This window comes from Providencia sp. PROV032 (genome assembly GCF_028484875.1).
GTDB classification, from domain to species: Bacteria; Pseudomonadota; Gammaproteobacteria; order Enterobacterales; family Enterobacteriaceae; genus Providencia; species Providencia rettgeri_E.
Window position 1 is genome coordinate 167,850 of the sequence record NZ_JAMPSX010000016.1, and the last position, 17,581, is coordinate 185,430.

13 protein-coding genes are annotated in these 17,581 nt (G+C 41.3%); 5 read left to right on the forward strand and 8 right to left on the reverse strand.

Translation table 11 applies throughout. From position 1 onward, the window contains the following. Positions 1-26 precede the first annotated feature (26 nt). Complete coding sequence (gene guaA, locus PSF42_RS12545; protein WP_125891117.1) at positions 27-1,604, reverse strand: glutamine-hydrolyzing GMP synthase; 1,578 nt, start codon at positions 1,602-1,604, stop codon at positions 27-29. A gap of 85 nt (positions 1,605-1,689) precedes the next feature. Next, entirely contained in the window at positions 1,690-3,156 is a 1,467-nt protein-coding gene (guaB, locus tag PSF42_RS12550; protein WP_125891118.1) for an IMP dehydrogenase, read from the reverse strand. A 171-nt stretch (positions 3,157-3,327) separates the two neighbouring features. Here guaB and xseA point away from each other — a divergent pair, with 171 nt between their 5' ends. After that, positions 3,328-4,695 (forward strand): exodeoxyribonuclease VII large subunit, encoded by a 1,368-nt coding sequence (gene xseA / locus PSF42_RS12555; protein ID WP_272680119.1) that lies wholly within the window; start codon positions 3,328-3,330, stop codon positions 4,693-4,695. 62 nt (positions 4,696-4,757) lie between these two features. On the opposite strand, the gene PSF42_RS12560 is transcribed toward xseA, so the two are convergent. The 5 genes from PSF42_RS12560 to maeB all read right to left on the reverse strand — a co-directional run bounded on the left by PSF42_RS12560 (position 4,758) and on the right by maeB (position 13,516). Continuing rightward, positions 4,758-7,016: a TonB-dependent receptor domain-containing protein gene (locus tag PSF42_RS12560; RefSeq protein WP_272680120.1), complete on the reverse strand. Its 2,259-nt coding sequence runs from the start codon at positions 7,014-7,016 to the stop codon at positions 4,758-4,760. A gap of 140 nt (positions 7,017-7,156) precedes the next feature. Next, positions 7,157-9,289: a S9 family peptidase gene (locus tag PSF42_RS12565; RefSeq protein ID WP_125891121.1), complete on the reverse strand. Its 2,133-nt coding sequence runs from the start codon at positions 9,287-9,289 to the stop codon at positions 7,157-7,159. 12 nt (positions 9,290-9,301) lie between these two features. Then, positions 9,302-10,105: an energy transducer TonB family protein gene (locus PSF42_RS12570; protein WP_125891122.1), complete on the reverse strand. Its 804-nt coding sequence runs from the start codon at positions 10,103-10,105 to the stop codon at positions 9,302-9,304. Positions 10,106-10,250: 145 nt separating this feature from the next. Further along, the gene (locus tag PSF42_RS12575; RefSeq protein ID WP_213912629.1) at positions 10,251-11,117 is read right to left on the reverse strand and encodes a ChaN family lipoprotein; all 867 of its coding nucleotides are present in this window, start codon (positions 11,115-11,117) and stop codon (positions 10,251-10,253) included. Positions 11,118-11,236: 119 nt separating this feature from the next. After that, positions 11,237-13,516 carry an NADP-dependent malic enzyme gene (gene maeB, locus PSF42_RS12580; RefSeq protein ID WP_213912628.1) on the reverse strand — a complete coding sequence of 760 codons (2,280 nt, stop codon included), beginning with the start codon at positions 13,514-13,516 and terminating at the stop codon, positions 11,237-11,239. A 523-nt stretch (positions 13,517-14,039) separates the two neighbouring features. Between maeB and PSF42_RS12585 the strand changes: the two genes are divergently transcribed. From PSF42_RS12585 to PSF42_RS12600, 4 genes are all read left to right on the forward strand, one after another. Continuing rightward, positions 14,040-14,660 (forward strand): LuxR C-terminal-related transcriptional regulator, encoded by a 621-nt coding sequence (locus tag PSF42_RS12585; RefSeq protein ID WP_125891124.1) that lies wholly within the window; start codon positions 14,040-14,042, stop codon positions 14,658-14,660. 145 nt (positions 14,661-14,805) lie between these two features. Further along, a complete protein-coding gene (locus tag PSF42_RS12590; RefSeq protein WP_248466600.1) occupies positions 14,806-15,177 on the forward strand; it encodes an ArsC family reductase in 372 nt (123 codons plus the stop codon). Positions 15,178-15,190: 13 nt separating this feature from the next. After that, positions 15,191-16,321, forward strand: coding sequence for a succinyl-diaminopimelate desuccinylase (gene dapE / locus PSF42_RS12595; protein WP_272680123.1), 1,131 nt, complete (start codon positions 15,191-15,193; stop codon positions 16,319-16,321). Beyond that, positions 16,318-16,986, forward strand: a complete 669-nt coding sequence (locus PSF42_RS12600; RefSeq protein WP_213912627.1) for a M15 family metallopeptidase — start codon at positions 16,318-16,320, stop codon at positions 16,984-16,986. The genes dapE and PSF42_RS12600 overlap by 4 nt, the downstream gene beginning before the upstream one ends. Positions 16,987-17,040: 54 nt before the next feature. Here PSF42_RS12600 and PSF42_RS12605 read toward each other — a convergent pair whose 3' ends face one another. Continuing rightward, complete coding sequence (locus tag PSF42_RS12605; RefSeq protein WP_102139840.1) at positions 17,041-17,433, reverse strand: DUF454 family protein; 393 nt, start codon at positions 17,431-17,433, stop codon at positions 17,041-17,043. Positions 17,434-17,581 lie beyond the last annotated feature (148 nt).

Consider the following 17,581-nt stretch of genomic DNA (forward strand, 5'->3'; position numbering starts at 1 on the left):
AAAAACTGTTGTCAACAATTGCTATATTATTCCCATTCAATAGTCGCAGGCGGTTTGCCGCTGATATCATATACAACCCTAGAAATGCCTTCGACCTCATTAATGATGCGGTTTGAAACGCGGCCAAGGAAGTCATAAGGTAAATGAGCCCAATGCGCGGTCATAAAGTCGATGGTTTCTACTGCACGCAGTGAAACAACCCAGTCATATTTACGGCCATCGCCCATGACGCCAACAGAGCGAACAGGTAAGAATACGGTAAATGCTTGGCTAACTTTATGATATAAATCCGCTTTGTGCAGTTCTTCGATAAAGATAGCGTCTGCGCGACGTAATAAGTCACAGTACTCTTTCTTCACCTCGCCTAATACGCGAACCCCTAAGCCTGGGCCTGGGAATGGGTGGCGATATAACATGTCATACGGCAGACCTAGTTCTAGACCAATCTTACGGACTTCATCTTTAAACAGCTCTTTTAATGGCTCAACTAAACCAAGCTTCATGTCATCCGGCAGACCACCTACGTTATGGTGAGACTTGATAACGTGTGCTTTACCAGTTGCGGATGCTGCTGATTCGATAACATCTGGGTAAATTGTTCCTTGAGCCAACCATTTGATGTTAGGCAGCTTAGATGACTCTTCATCAAATACTTCGATAAAGACATGACCAATTTTTTTGCGTTTAGCTTCTGGATCGCTGATCCCTGCTAATGCATTTAAGAAGCGATCTTCAGCTTTTGCATGGATGATGTTCAGGTCAAATTTACCCGCAAACATTTCCATCACTTGGTCTGCTTCATTTAAACGTAATAAACCGTTATCAACGAACACACAGGTTAAACGTTTACCAATTGCGCGGTTTAATAACAGTGCGGTAACTGATGAATCAACACCGCCCGATAATGCGAGCAGTACATGGTCATCACCAATTTGTTCTTTTAAACGGGCGACTGTGTCTTCGATGATTGCAGCTGGTGTCCATAGGGCTTCACAGCGACAAATATCTTTAACGAAACGCGTTAAAATATTTAAGCCTTGGTGAGTGTGAGTGACTTCTGGGTGGAATTGCACACCGTAGAATTTTTTCTCTTCATTTGCCATGATGGCATATGGGCAGCTTGGTGTACTGGCAATGGTTTTAAAGTCTGCTGGAATTGCAGTCACTTTATCGCCATGGCTCATCCAGACATCTAGTACTGGTTTACCCGCTTCGTTCAGAGAGTCATGAATATCACGGAATAATTCACATTGCTCGGTGATTTCAACATTAGCATAACCGAACTCACGTTCACCAGAAACTTCAACTGCACCACCCAGTTGCATTGACATGGTTTGCATGCCATAACAAATACCTAATACAGGAACGCCCGCATTAAATACGTAATCAGGAGCACGTGGACTATCTGATTCAGTCGTACTTTCTGGCCCACCAGAAAGAATGATACCGTTTGGATTAAATTCTCGAATTTGTTCTTCTGTAACGTCCCACGCCCAGAGTTCACAGTAAACGCCAATTTCACGGATACGACGGGCGATCAGCTGTGTATATTGCGAGCCGAAATCAAGAATAAGAATGCGATGTTTATGGATATTTGTTGTCATTTGAGGAGAATTCCAAAAATTCAAGTCAAAAATAAGAATCGGTGACGCAATCGAACGAATGCGCCACCCTGAGAAATTTTATCGATTATTGCCCCAAACGATAGTTTGGAGATTCTTTCGTGATAGTAACATCATGGACGTGGCTTTCTTGGATACCGGCTCCACTGATACGAACAAACTCTGCTTTTGTTCTTAATGCATCTATAGTACCACAACCTGTCAGCCCCATACAGGAACGTAAACCACCCATTTGTTGATGAATGATTTCTTTTAAACGGCCTTTATACGCGACACGGCCTTCAATCCCTTCTGGCACTAATTTATCTGCCGCATTATCCGATTGGAAGTAGCGGTCTGACGAACCTTTAGACATCGCACCAAGTGAGCCCATACCACGGTATGCTTTGTAAGTACGGCCTTGGAATAAAATAGTTTCTCCAGGAGACTCTTCTGTTCCTGCGAACATTGAGCCGACCATCACACAGGCTGCGCCTGCTGCGATAGCTTTAGAGATGTCGCCTGAGAAACGAATACCACCATCCGCAATAACAGGAATACCCGTACCTTCAAGTGCTTCTGCCGCTTCTGCAATCGCTGTGATTTGCGGTACACCTACACCTGTTACGATACGAGTGGTACAAATAGAACCCGGACCAATACCCACTTTAACTGCGCTAACACCTGCATCTGCTAAGGCTTTAGCCCCTTCCGCTGTTGCAACGTTACCGCCTATGATTTGTAATTCAGGGTATTTTTGGCGGGTTTCACGAATACGTTGTAATACGCCTTCTGAATGACCATGTGATGAGTCAATTAACAAAACATCAACGCCAGCGGCCACCAGCGCATCAACACGCTCTTCATTTCCTGCACCAGCACCAACCGCAGCACCAACACGTAAACGGCCTTGCTCGTCTTTACACGCGTTTGGTTTACGTTCTGCTTTTTGGAAATCTTTTACGGTGATCATCCCTAACAAATGAAAGTTATCATCGATCACTAAGGCTTTTTCAACACGTTTTTCATGCATTTTTTGTAAAACAATTTCACGTGCTTCACCTTCTTTGACGGTCACTAAACGCTCTTTTGGCGTCATCACAGCAGTAACAGGTTGGTCTAAATCTGTCACGAAACGGACGTCACGGCCTGTAATGATACCGACTAACGAGTTGTCTTTAGCAACAACAGGATAACCCGCGAACCCATTACGCTCAGCCATTTCTTGCACTTCACGAATGGTCGTATCTGGCGTTACGGTGACAGGATCAGTAACCACACCACTTTCATGCTTTTTCACACGGCGAACTTCTTCCGCTTGGCGCTCGATAGTCATGTTTTTATGGATGAAGCCAATGCCACCTTCTTGTGCCAATGCGATAGCAAGATCAGATTCAGTGACAGTATCCATGGCTGCAGAAAGCATAGGAATGTTCAGGCGGATGTTTGCAGTCAGTTGAGTTGATAAATCTGCAGTATTTGGTAATACCGTTGAGTGTGCAGGAACGAGTAAAACGTCGTCGAAAGTTAGTGCTTCTTTTTTAATGCGTAACATAGGCAATATCCCACCAGGCAGCGTTATGGAAAGGTATAAAATATTGCCGCGGCATTATACACACCGAAAACGGTTGCTTCCAGCGTTTTTTTGAAAAAAAACTTGATAACTCTTATGGCTGCGTTAGTATCTATCGATTAAGTCATTGTTTTAAAATTTGATCTGGCTCACATGTCGATATCACAAAATAGCGCAATTTACTCTGTTAGCAAGCTTAACCAGACAGTTCGAGAACTTCTTGATAACCAAATGGGTCGTATTTGGCTAACCGCAGAAATTTCTAATTTTTCTCAGCCAAGTTCAGGTCATTGGTATCTCACCTTAAAAGATGATCGGGCTCAGGTTCGTGCAGCCATGTTCCGTGGGCAAAATGCGCGAGTCACTTTCCGTCCTCAGAATGGCCAACAGGTGTTAGTCAGAGCGACCGTCACCTTATATGAGCCGCGAGGCGACTATCAATTAATCCTTGAAAGCATGCAGCCAGCTGGTGAAGGCTTACTACAACAGCGTTTTGAGCTATTAAAACAAACGCTAAGCGCACAAGGCTTATTTGATACTATTCATAAAAAACCGCTCCCTAGCCCTGCTAAATCTGTCGGTCTCATTACCTCAGCAACGGGTGCAGCCCTACATGATATTTTAAATATTTTGCGTCGTCGTGACCCTTCTTTGCCCATCATCATTTACCCAACGGCCGTTCAAGGTGAGATGGCGCCAGCACAAATTGCTCGAATGATTGAGCTAGCAAACCTACGTCAAGAATGCGATGTGTTGATCGTCGGTCGCGGTGGCGGTTCACTTGAAGATTTATGGGCATTTAATGAAGAAATCGTTGCTAGAGCCATTTTTGCTAGTCAACTGCCTATAATTAGCGCTGTTGGCCATGAGACCGATGTGACAATTGCCGACTATGTCGCGGACGTAAGAGCGCCAACCCCATCGGCGGCCGCTGAGCTTGTTAGCCGTAATCAATTGGAAATGCTTCGCCAGCTACAATCAGCGCAGCAACACCTTGAAATGGCAATGGATTATTATATTGCAGGCCAACAACAAAAATTCGCACGCTTACATCATCGCCTACAACAGCAACACCCTCAATTACGCTTAGCAAGGCAGCATAATCAGCTTAATTTGTTACAGCAAAAGCTTGCACAGTCAATGGCTCGACAATTGCAAAATTCAACATTTAAGTTTGAAAGACTCAACCGCCGTTTGCTACAAAATGATTTGCGTCCTCAATTGCAAAAACAGCAGCGTCAGTTGCAGCAGACACAGTATCATTTGCAGAATATGGTCACGAGTTTGGTTAATAGTTACCGCCAACGTTTCGCAGTGGCTTGTTCGAAAATGGAAGCGGTTAGCCCATTAGCGACCCTAGCTCGCGGGTTTAGTATTAGTGAAACCGCTAAAGGCACCGTGTTGAAAAAAACCAGCCAAGTGAAAGTTGGTCAACCACTGAGAACTCGCCTTAATGATGGCTGGGTTGAAAGCCAAGTCACCCACATTGAGAAGGTTAAAGCCAAAAGAGTATCGAAATAATTATTTTATCCACTTATCTCGATAAAAATAACGAGATAAGTGGTGTTAAATTTATATGTTGATTAGAAACGCACCTGCCCACCTATCATATAAGTACGCCCTCTACCCGTTTCATTATTTCGACCTCGTTCTTCCATAATTGCTCCCGAATTTGCGCGATTTAATGCATCGGTATAGTTTTTATTTGTCACATTGTTAATGGTCATCATCAACTTAACGTTTTTATTAATTTCATAATCTGCATATACATCAATAATGGTTGGCTGTTTTTCGTATTTTTCCGTCATCGCATCACCATTTTGGTCGGCATCAAGAATTGGGCTAATCCGCTTAGACGGCCCTGTCCACGTTATCGTTGAACCCAGTGTCAGCTTTTCATCCAGCAAACGCACACCTGAGTCTAATGTTAGGTAATAGTCGGGTAATTGCGTAAAGTCTCCAGCACTAAATGCAGAGGTACTATTAATAGAAACCGGTTGTTTCCCTGACTCTTTGGTATAAGAAATCATTGAGTAAAATACTCCTGCATCATAGTTGGCTTGCAATTCATACCCTCGCAGATTCACATCTCGGTGGTCATTCACATACATTTCTGCTCGCTGAGACATGGTTGGATTCTCTTTATCCCATACATCATCATTGACTAAACACCAATCAAATTCATCCTGTGGATTGGAACGACAAAGAATGAAAGCCTTACTTGTGATGTAATCTTTAACCTGAGTATGAAACCACAATGCTTTCAGATTAAATTGGTCGCCCTCCACCACTAAATCAGGTTTTAAGCTATTAAAGCCAACCTGCCACGTTTTCGATTTTTCACCTTTAAGAAATGGATTCATGCTCTGACCACCATTTGAGGAGAAAAAAGCTTCTTGTGAATTTGGCGCTCGCATTGAATGAGCATAGCTAACAAAGGGTTGGAATTCAGGGATAGGTTGCGCGGATAACAAGATACCCGGGTTAATACCGCTATCTTTAATATTCAGATTACTGGCTTCTTGAGGAAAACATTTCTCTGTTGCATCACACTCAGGTTTATAGCCCTTCACATTATAATTGAGGTAATTAAGGTCAAATACCGCTGTATAAATATCATACTTTGCTTCAAATTGGGTATATAGGCTCGCGATATCTTGTTTTCCACTTGGCGCAAATGGATTGTTGATCTGAGTGTTTGGATCTTCAACTGGCTGAGCAACTTTACTGTATTTGGTTTTCATTAATTTCGAGCCAACTTGCCATTTATAATCCACATCTCCATAAGAAAAATGGCTTGTATTGGATAAATTAATACTATCGGATTTATTTTTAGAGATGGCATCTCTATATGCACCACCAATAGGATCACCTTGGAGTTTTTGCTCATTATTTCCATGGCTTGCCAATATTTCCACATCAATTAATTCATTTAATGGGGTGTATTTATATTTAAGATAATAATCATCACTGTTAATCTTTCTGCTGGTTAGTTTATTTTGCAAGAAACGACCACTGAATTCTAATTCATGGCTGTCATTCGGTTTATATTTTAACTTTGCCAATTGAGATTGTGGCTTTTGTTTGAATGAGGGATCTGTGGCAAATTCATCACTATCAAACCCATCGCCATTCTTATAACTACCAGGAATATTATGACCGCTAATTGCAATTAAACCACCAAAGTAGCCATCATCTTGTAATAATGTCTTCCCCGCAACCGCAACCATCCCGTTATAACCGAGGCCATTATCTCCCCAGCTAGCTTTACTACGCAGGCCATATAAATTGTTGTTGAAGATCACATCATCAATACCGATAGTGCGAAAATTAGCACTCCCCGCTAACGCATTTACGCTGTTACTCCCATTCAGTTGCCCTTTCTCTACTTCCACAGCCACTATAAAGTTAGGATCTATTAATGAGCCAAAATCATTACTTGGCTGCATTCCGTGAGTGTACTTACTTGGGGAATTACCATAATAACTTTGCGTGATACCATCAACCATCATATTCACGCGGCCAAAACCACTTAACCCGCGAATATTCACGTTAACCGTTCCTTGGCTAGCATCCATTTGCGTATAAGTCCCAGGCATGGTGCGGATTATTTTATCCATCGACTGCAATTTATTTTCTGTACCAACCGCGCTATAAGCACCCGGTTTTTCCAATGCTTTGACTAATGGCGTTTGTTTCTGCGCACCCGAAACTTTTAATTGGCTAAAATTAACCACACCCTCTTTCTGCTTATTTTGCTGCTGTGTATTTTCAGCCAAAGCAATCCCTTGGTAGCTAGTCGTAATAATACCAGCAACCATAATTATTGTTTTATTATTCATTAAACCATTCCTGTAAACGTACTGTGTGTCATACGCTCACACTGCTAACACAGAGCAAATAAAGCCTGTGAAAAGGCTCAACAACAATGTCATTAATATTGTTGTTGGCCTGAAATAACCTAGTTTTTATAGGTTAATTATTATTTTAAATAAGGGAAATATTTATCTTTATTTTCAAGCATAAGAATAAAACTATATTCTTGGGCAATATCATCTAATGCATTAAAGCGGCCCGATTTACCACCATGCCCTGCATTCATATTCGTTTCTAATAATAATAATGAGTTGCCTTGCTTAATATCTCGCAATTTAGCCACCCATTTTGCAGGTTCCCAATATTGAACTTGTGAGTCATGTAGCCCTGTCGTCACTAATATGTGTGGATAATGCTGTGCTTTGATATTGTCATAAGGGCTATACGCTTTAATTCGCCAGTAATCTTCTTCATTTTCAGGGTTACCCCACTCATCGTATTCCCCGGTGGTCAGCGGAATTGATGGGTCTAACATTGTGGTCACTACATCCACAAATGGAACCGCGGAAACAACCCCCTCGTATAAATTAGGTGCCATGTTCACTACAGCGCCCATTAATAAGCCACCCGCACTTCCGCCCATAGCATACACATGTCCTGCTTTACCATAACCTTCTGATAATAACCCTTTGGTTGCATCAATAAAGTCAGTAAATGTATTCATCTTGTGGATTGTTTTGCCTTGTATGTACCAATTTTTACCTAAATCACCACCACCACGAATATGTGCAATCGCGTAAACAAAACCACGATCCAGTAAAGACAAACGAGATGAGCTAAATGAAGGATCAATGCCATACCCATAAGCGCCATAACCATAGACTAACAATGGATTTTGGCCATGTTTGAAGAGATCTTTACGATAAACCAAGGAAACCGGAACTTTTACTCCATCTTGTGCGGTAACCCAAATACGCTCACTTTGGTAGTTTTGCTTATTAAAGTCTTTAACTTCTTCTTGTTTTAAAAGCTGTTTTTCTTGAGTCAGCATATTAATTTCATATACTGAAGACGGTGTGGTCATTGATGAGTAGCCGTAGCGTAGTGTGTCTGTATCAGGCTCAGGGTTATTACTAATCCATGCCATATACGTTGGGTCATCAAAGCTCACTTGGTTTTCTTTATGCGTTAACCAGCTGATTTGGCGAATGTTTACTAAGCCATTTTGGCGCTCTTCTACAACTAACCAATTATTAAATAAAGCAAAACCTTCAAGATCAACCCCATCACGTGGGGCTATAAAGCTTGCCCACGGCGCTGAAATATTATCTACAATATATAAACCAAATAATGGGTGTTGGTGATTAGAACGAATGTAAAATTTACCATTGAAATGATCAGGATAGTACTCAACCCCAACTTGACGTGGTTTTAAGATTTTAGCGTCATTTTGTGGCTGATTTGCATCAATTAACCGATATTCAGAAGTTTCAGTACTCGTGATACCTATTAAAATAAAATCTTTTGACGTCGATTTCGCTAAACTAACGTAAAAAGTATCATCCTTTTCTTCATACACCAGTTTGTCTTGAGTTTGCTGTGTACCATATTGGTGCCTAACGACTTGATAAGGAAGCAATGTTTGCTTGTCCTTATTCACATAGAATAGCGTTTGGTTGTCATTGGCCCAAACAATATTACCTGATGTATTGGTTAACACATTTTCTTGCCACTCGCTCTCATCAATTTTGCGAAATGACACGACAAATTCATTACGCCCTTGGCGATCTTCAGCAATGGCAAGCGTGGTATTATCTGGAGAAATAGCTAATGCGCCCATACGATAATATTCAGTGCCTTCTGCACGTTCATTACCATCAACTAATACAACCCATTCACCCTGGCTATTTACCGGACGCCTTTCATAGATAGAGTAGTTTTTACCTGCAACCACTCGAGAGCGGTAAGTATAACCATTATAATTATAAGGAACTGATTCATCGTCCTGCTTCATACGTGAAAAAAGTTCATCGTAAATTTCTTTTTTTAACGGCTCACCTTTTTCAAGTTGTTGCTGCGTATAATTATTTTCTTGCGTTAAATATTCGATAACGTCTGGAGACTCACGCTGGTCATCTCTTAACCAATAGTAGTTATCAACACGGGCATCTCCGTGAGTGGTAATGGTATGAGGCTGTTTTTTGGCTATTGGCGCTGACATTCTTTCCTCCGCAGCACTCGTTGCTGCATATAAACCAAGTGATGTAATAAGACAAAACTCAGTGAGTTTATTACGCATAATTAATCCAATCTATTTTTCATTAAGAGTAAAATCAATAGGGATCCTGACTGTTACCCGCCCATTCATTAAAATTTCGGCCGGTGGTTCAGGCAACGGTGCTGCCCTTGATAGCACCTGCAACGCTTCTCTATCCAACGACCGCGTTCCAGATGAATTCACCAAGTCGCTAGCAAGCAAAAAGCCTTGTGGATCAACCGTAAATGTCACGGTTGATTGACCAACTCGCCCTCGCCTTACGGCCTCTTCAGGGAACCGCTTGTATTTATTTAATTTCCCCAATACTTGAGCTTCCCACAGCCGCTTCGCGTTATCTATCGATTGTGACTGGCTGTTAAACTCTGCGGCAACTTTCTGAGTCTGTCGTGGTGCTGCCGCATCACTGGTGACAGGAGCATCATTGGCCTTTGAATCAGTCGCTTGTTTTTGTTCAACCGTCTGTTTTTCACGCTTTTGTTTTTTAACTTCAACTGTTCGCTGTTTACTCACCGCCTTAGCCACTTGCACTTCTGCCTGCTCATTGACAGCCAATGGCGGTATAATCTTTTCCTCTGATGGCATTTCATGGGCCTGACTTGCCACCGATAACTCTTGTAACTGACCAATGTTAACTTCCGTTAGCTGCTCCGCTTGCGATTCAATCGAAATCTCCATAACCACGGATGGCGGTGGCAATAACTCTTCCCATTGTTGATTGTGAGTTACCCAGATATACACCCCAACAACCACAACATGAAGAGTGATTGCCAATGCGAACCACCCACTCATCTTTGTCGTTCGCTTTAAATACTCATTTTCAAATGTTGTTATGCTCATTTTTATCTTACATACTTACGTATTCTCATATAAACGCAAATGATAATTAATAACAAATGAAAATGGAAATCATTTCTTAATGAAAATAAAGATTACTTCACAAAATTAACTTTTTTGAAATCATTAGGTTGCTATTATTTAGTCATCATTTAGGTGTATACCACACAAAATCCGCATGTAAGTGGTCTATTTCTTCCCCTCTTTCCGAAATAATTAACACTTTCATTGGTTCATCAGGGGCGAGATCTTGCACATGCAAGGGGACACCAATAGCCCTTGTTGCATGGTAGCCACCGGCGAACAGAAGCGCTGGTGTAGGCGCATTTAATAACGACTCTGCCATACGGCGGTCACGCAGCTGCTGTATAAATGTCATTTTTTCGACTTGTTCAGGCGTCAGTTCTCCACCATGCGAACTTTCAATTGTTTTGCTGATAAGTTCTTGAACAATAGGTTGAGTAGAATACTGCCCCGTTATCGATGACGGGTTAGCATAGGCGAAAAGCACCTCTTCTTTATCTAAATTTGCAGACAGTAGTGGATAAGGTGAGCTCAGCAAATGGCGGATTAAAGCCCCATATTGTTCCCAAGGCCAGCCAGTATTCCAATTTAAGGCAGACTGTAACTTTTCGTCACGAATATAGGGATTACTTTGCATCTGTGCCTGCACACGGCTCACGCCTTTTTGCTGTGAAGGTGTCAACATCTCAAGTAGGATCGCACCTTGAGGCCGTATTTTAGGCATTTCTTGTGCAAGCCACTGCTCAATTTGGTGGTGATAATGGTTATCATGTTTTTCGCCCACAATCACGCGTGGAGATTGAGCAAGCTGCTCAATTAATTGCTGAGGTGTTAAAGACTTACCTGTTGCTAAGTCAATAATTTGGTTACTAACTGTTAGTTGGTTATCTAATTGTACGGTTGTCGGTTCAACTTTTTGTGTACAACCAATAAGAAAGAATAACCCAACCATCAAAGTGGCTATTCGAGAGGTCAATCTAATTGAAATCATTATGCTTTCCGTCTTGTGTAGTCAAACCCACAAGATACAGATAATGAGAATCATTTTCAATAAAAAAGGCTACTATGAAACCATAGAAGCCTTTAAAAAGGGATTAACTAAATTACCCGTTAGAGAGGATTTGTTTGAGCCTCAACAACCGCTAAAGCAACCATATTCACGATACGGCGTACCGACGCAATTGGTGTCAAAATATGCACAGGTTTCGCAACACCCATCAACACTGGCCCGACAGTCACACCATCAGAGCTAGTCACACGCAGTAAGTTATAACTAATACGTGCGGCTTCCATATTTGGCATTATTAATAAATTTGCTGAACCTTTTAATGGGCTATCAGGCATCACATCTTTACGGATAGACTCAATTAATGCGGCATCCGCATGCATTTCACCATCAATTTCAAGATGTGGGTCACGGGCTTTGATCATCGACAGTGTATCACGCATTTTTTGTGCTGAAGCACAGTCTGAAGAACCAAAGCTAGAACGCGATAACAGAGCCACTTTTGGCTCAATACCAAAGCGACGTACTGTATCAGCAGCCATTAATGTGATTTCAGTTAGCTCTTCCGGTGAAGGGTCTTCATTGACATAAGTATCTGCAATGAATGTATTCCCCGTTGGCAGTAATAATGCGTTCATTGCACCAGCGGTGTGCACACCTTCGCGGAAACCAAACAGTTCTTTAACCACTTCGTAGTGTTCGCCATAACTGCCGACAGTACCACAAATCATCCCGTCAGCTTCACCACGTAACACCATGATCCCACCAATTAGGGTTGGGTTATTAATCACTGCACGGCGCGCCATTTCTTGGGAAACACCACGACGTTTCATGATTTGGTAATACTCTTGCCAATACTCTTTATAACGCGGGTCATTTTCATTATTGACCACTTCAAAATCTTTACCTAACTCAATATGTAGGCCAAGTTTTTGAATACGCATTTCAATCACACTTGGGCGCCCAACTAAGACTGGGAAAGCTAAACCTAAAGAAACCAGCTCTTGAGTGGCATGTAATACACGTTCCTCTTCCCCTTCGGCTAAAACAATGCGTTTTTTCGCAGTCTTCGCTTGGGAGAAAATAGGCTTCATAAATAAGTTTGTTTTATAAACAAATTGGTTTAATTTTTCGATATAAGCATCGAAATCTTCAATTGGACGTGTTGCTACCCCTGAGTCCATTGCCGCTTTAGCCACAGCAGGTGCGATTTTAACAATCAAGCGTGGATCAAATGGTTTCGGAATAATATATTCAGGGCCAAAGAATAGATCTTGGTTGCCATACGCAGAGGCGACTTCTTCGCTTTGCTCTGCCAATGCCAGGTCTGCAATGGCATACACACAAGCCAGTTTCATCTCTTCATTAATCGTTGTTGCGCCAACGTCTAGCGCACCGCGGAAAATGAATGGGAAACATAACACGTTATTAACCTGATTTGGGTAATCAGAGCGACCGGTACAAATGATGGCATCAGGACGAACTTCTTTTGCTAACGGTGGCAAAATTTCGGGCTCAGGGTTAGCCAATGCTAAGATCAGTGGATCTTTTGCCATGGTTTTCACCATTTCTGGCGTTAAAAGACGAGGCCCCGAACAACCTAAGAAAATATCTGCATTAGGGATCGCATCCGCTAAAGTACGCTGACCGTTATCGTCAATTGCATACGCGGCTTTAGTCACATCCATGCGCTCGTCACGGCCTTTATAAATCACCCCTTTTGAATCACAGACAGTGATATGTTCGCGTTTCAACCCTAATGCGACTAATAGATTCATACAAGCGATTGATGCTGCCCCTGCGCCAGAAACCACTAGGCGAACATCACCAATCTCTTTTTTGACAATCCGTAGCCCATTAATGACAGCGGCAGTACAGATGATCGCCGTTCCGTGCTGGTCATCATGGAATACAGGGATTTTCATCCGCTCACGGAGTTTTTGTTCAATATAAAAGCATTCTGGTGCTTTGATATCTTCTAAGTTAATACCGCCAAACGTCGGCTCAAGAGATGCTATGATATCCACGAGCTTGTCTGGATCGGTTTCATCAACTTCAATATCAAAGACATCAACGCCAGAAAACTTTTTAAATAGTACACCTTTCCCTTCCATGACGGGCTTACCAGCCAATGCACCGATATTCCCTAACCCAAGGACAGCAGTACCATTAGACACAACCCCGACAAGGTTACCTTTAGCGGTGTAACGATAAGCTTTAAGTGGGTCATCTGCAATTTCAAGACATGGCACTGCAACACCTGGTGAATATGCTAATGCGAGGTCTCTCTGGGTTGTTAGGGGTTTAGTTGGGGTAACCGTAATTTTCCCAGGATGTGGAAACTCATGAAAATCAAGAGCACTTTGTTTTAATTTATCATCCATCGTCAAGTCCTTTCAATATAAGTAAGGTAAGAGCGATAACAGTATAAACACATCTCACTAGCAAATCATGATCATACCTGCAATTTCCAGAAAAATCTTTCAGTTACAGCCTTTCAGCGACAATAGAGTTAGCCCACTATTAGAGTAAAACGTAATCACTTTAATTATTTTTCATGCTATCGCTATATCTTTTTAATTTATCGTTAATTTCATGATGGTAATATATATAAATAATTAATCACCTAATAACACTGTACAACTTCGTTTTAAAATCACCCCCCTTAATATTAATTTAAATATTAGATATGAATTTCCTTATTTTAATGTATTATCGACAAACGCCTTACTTTACCAATATGGCTATAGGAATTAATTAAATAAGTAATATTAATAATATAACACACTAGTTTTATAATTATTAATATACCAATTAAACATAATGAATATATTGAAATCAAATTATCTATTTTATAGGAATACCTAAATAGGCTTTGGCGTTTGAGACATAAAAAAGGAACCCTCTATGTCTAAATATACAGTAATGATTATTGATGAGCACCCGATTATACGCTTGGGATTGCGTCAGCTCATAAATACTGATACACACTTTAGTATTACAGCTGAGTGCGCTTGTTGTTACGAAGCCCTCAGTATAGCAAGGCACCTACAACCTAATCTCATTATCATCGATACCAATATTCAAGGTATTAAAACATTTGAAACCATGCGATTACTTCGCAAACACTGCAATGATAGTTACTTACTAGTGTTATCGGCTTCAACAATTAAAACAGATATATATGGTGCTATTGATGCAGGTGCACAAGGTTATTTATTGAAAAGCAGTGAACTTGACATGTTATTTTATAGCATGAAGAAGGCTTCTAGAGGGCAATTGGTTTTTAGTGAAAAAATATATCAACATCTTATTTCACGTCATAATTATAATGATCCGCTATCAGCACTGACGAAACGAGAATCTGAAATTTTACATGAAATGGCTGTGGGCTTAAAAAACCGTGAAATATCTAATTTACTTTTTATTTCAGAGGAAACCGTTAAAGTTCATATTCGAAATATTCTTAAAAAGTTACGCGTCCGCTCTCGTCTCGAAGCTAGCTTAATTTATATGCGGTCAAGATAATTTTGTCTAATATACTAATTGTCGAGGTTAAATCATATAGATTTTAATTATAAGGTTATTATATATTTCTCAAGTTTGGGCTAGATCCCAAGTGATTTTTGCCTCATTATGTAAGAGTTATCGCTAGTTTTTTGAGGAAAATCATATGCCCAACACACCTAATGCGCCTTATATTATGTACGGAATTAAAAACTGTGACACCATTAAAAAAGCACGCCGTTACTTAGAAGACAATGGCATTAACTATCAATTTCATGATTATCGCGTTGATGGTATTAGCGATGAATTACTTTCTACTTTTATGAAACATATTGATTGGGAAGTGTTAGTCAATAAGCGAGGAACAACGTGGCGTAAACTGACTGATGATGAAAAAAATGCAGTTGTTGACGCAGACAGTGCAAAAAAAGTACTACTTGCAGAGCCTGCCATGATCAAAAGGCCCGTACTTGTTTCGCCAGATAACCAATACTTAGTTGGGTTTAACGCTAATGACTACCAAAACTTCATTCGATGAACAGGTAAATATGATGGATTGCCCCGTTATTCAGCTTGCCAAAGAATTAATTACTCGCCCTTCTATCAGCCCTGATGACCAAGGCTGCCAAGCAATACTGACCGAGCGCTTAAACCAACTTGGTTTTACTGTTGAACCCATGCATTTTGGTGACACCTTAAATTTTTGGGCACACCGAGGTACTCAGGGGCCAACCCTTGCATTCGCAGGTCATACCGATGTTGTGCCGGCAGGCAATAGCGAAAATTGGCAGACGCCACCGTTTACCCCAACAATTATTAATCAACATTTGTATGGCCGTGGTGCTGCTGATATGAAAGGTTCAGTCGCAGCAATGGTTGTCGCCGCAGAGCGCTTTGTTAAGAAACACCCTCATCATCAGGGAAGATTGGCATTTTTAATCACATCTGATGAAGAAGCAGCTGCGCTGGATGGCACAGTTAAAGTTGTTGAAACATTAATGGCACGTAATGAGCGCGTTGATTACTGTTTAGTCGGTGAGCCGTCAAGCCAATCGCAATTAGGCGACATCATAAAGAATGGACGAAGAGGCTCAATTACCGCGAATTTAACTATTTTAGGTTCACAGGGCCACGTTGCCTATCCACATTTAGCAGACAACCCGGTGCACCGCTCAACCGCTTTTTTGCAAGAGCTCACCTCAACTATCTGGGATAACGGCAATGAGTTCTTCCCTGCCACCACCATGCAAATTGCCAATATTCATGCAGGTACTGGGGCAAGTAATGTGATCCCTGGTGAGTTATTTGTTCAATTTAATTTTCGTTTCAGCACAGAATTGACTGACACACAAATACGTGACAGGGTCACAAGCATGTTAGACCGCCATGGCCTTACATACAAAATTGAATGGTCATTATCTGGGCAGCCATTTTTGACTGAAAAACAAGAGCTTGTCACTGCAACTCTGCAAGCAATTCATGAACTGACAGGTCTTAACGCAGAGCTATCAACAAGTGGTGGAACTTCGGATGGCCGTTTTATCGCCCAAATGGGAACTCAAGTGATTGAACTTGGCCCATTGAATGCCACCATTCATAAAGTTGATGAATGCGTTAGTGTCAAAGACTTGCAACAACTGGCTTTAATTTATGAACGGGTCATGGAGTTATTGTTATTATGATCACCATCGCAATGTTAACGGGCCGTTCAACTGACCACTTAGTGACGCTTGGCGGCTCTCACCGCCTACAGTTTAATGCCACCAAAGCATTTTTAGCCATGCAACAAGCGGCGGCAAAAGCGGGCTTCAAGTTACAATCAGCAAGTGCATTTCGTGATTTTTCACGTCAACAGTTAATTTGGAATGAAAAATTCACCGGCCTCCGTCCTGTTCTTGATGCACAGAGCCAACCTCTAGATATTACAGCCCTTTCTGAAGGTGAGCTTTGTGAGGCGATTTTGCATTGGTCTGCCTTACCTGGTGCAAGCCGTCATCATTGGGGAACCGAAATAGACGTGTATGATCCATTACGTATCCCTGCGGGGCAAACATTGCAATTAGAACCTTGGGAGTATGAAACTGGCGGCTACCTTGCTGAACTAAATCACTGGCTCACGGATAATATGGCAACATTTGATTTTTATCGCCCTTTTACTGCCAAAAATGCAGGGGTCGCCTATGAACCTTGGCATATTAGCTACTGGCCGTTATCCCATGAAGCGGAACAACTATTGACGCCAGAAGTGATTAAGCAAGTTCTAGAACAAGAGGATATTTGCGGGAAAAACTGGTTAAACAGTAATTTAGATTATGTATTCGAACGCTATATTAGAGTTCCTGAATAACCCCAAAGTTAGCAAAGCAACTTCTATCACGCCTCATAGACTACATGACATAATTTATGAGGCTTTTTTATTTTTAGTCGAAATTTGTTCATCAACAACGGGAAGTCGATACATAAAAATAAGCAGCCAACACAACAGTGCCAATAAGCCAATTTTTAACCATACATAACTAACAACCCAGATTGATAATGAAAAAGTGAGTATTATCAATATAATTGCTTTGGGTTTTGCCCCTTTAGGTAGCCCTCTGTGCTTTTGCCAATGACGGATATACCCCCCAAACCAAGAGCGGTATAATAACCAATGATGAAAGCGTGGAGATGAACGAGAAAAGCACCATGCCGCCAGCAATAAGAAAGGCGTAGTCGGCAAAACCGGCAGAACGACGCCGGCAAATGCCAGCGCAACAGCTAACCACCCAATAACAATGAGGAACAATTTTTTCAAAATTACTCCTCCTCTCTAATAGATAAATTAAATGGTAAAAACCGCATAAAATTTGTGGTAACTCATAATAATATCAATGGTATACTCTAATGGTAAACACGCTTAATGAAAAGTCGCTTTTGCCTGTTGGAATGATTATTACTAGCAA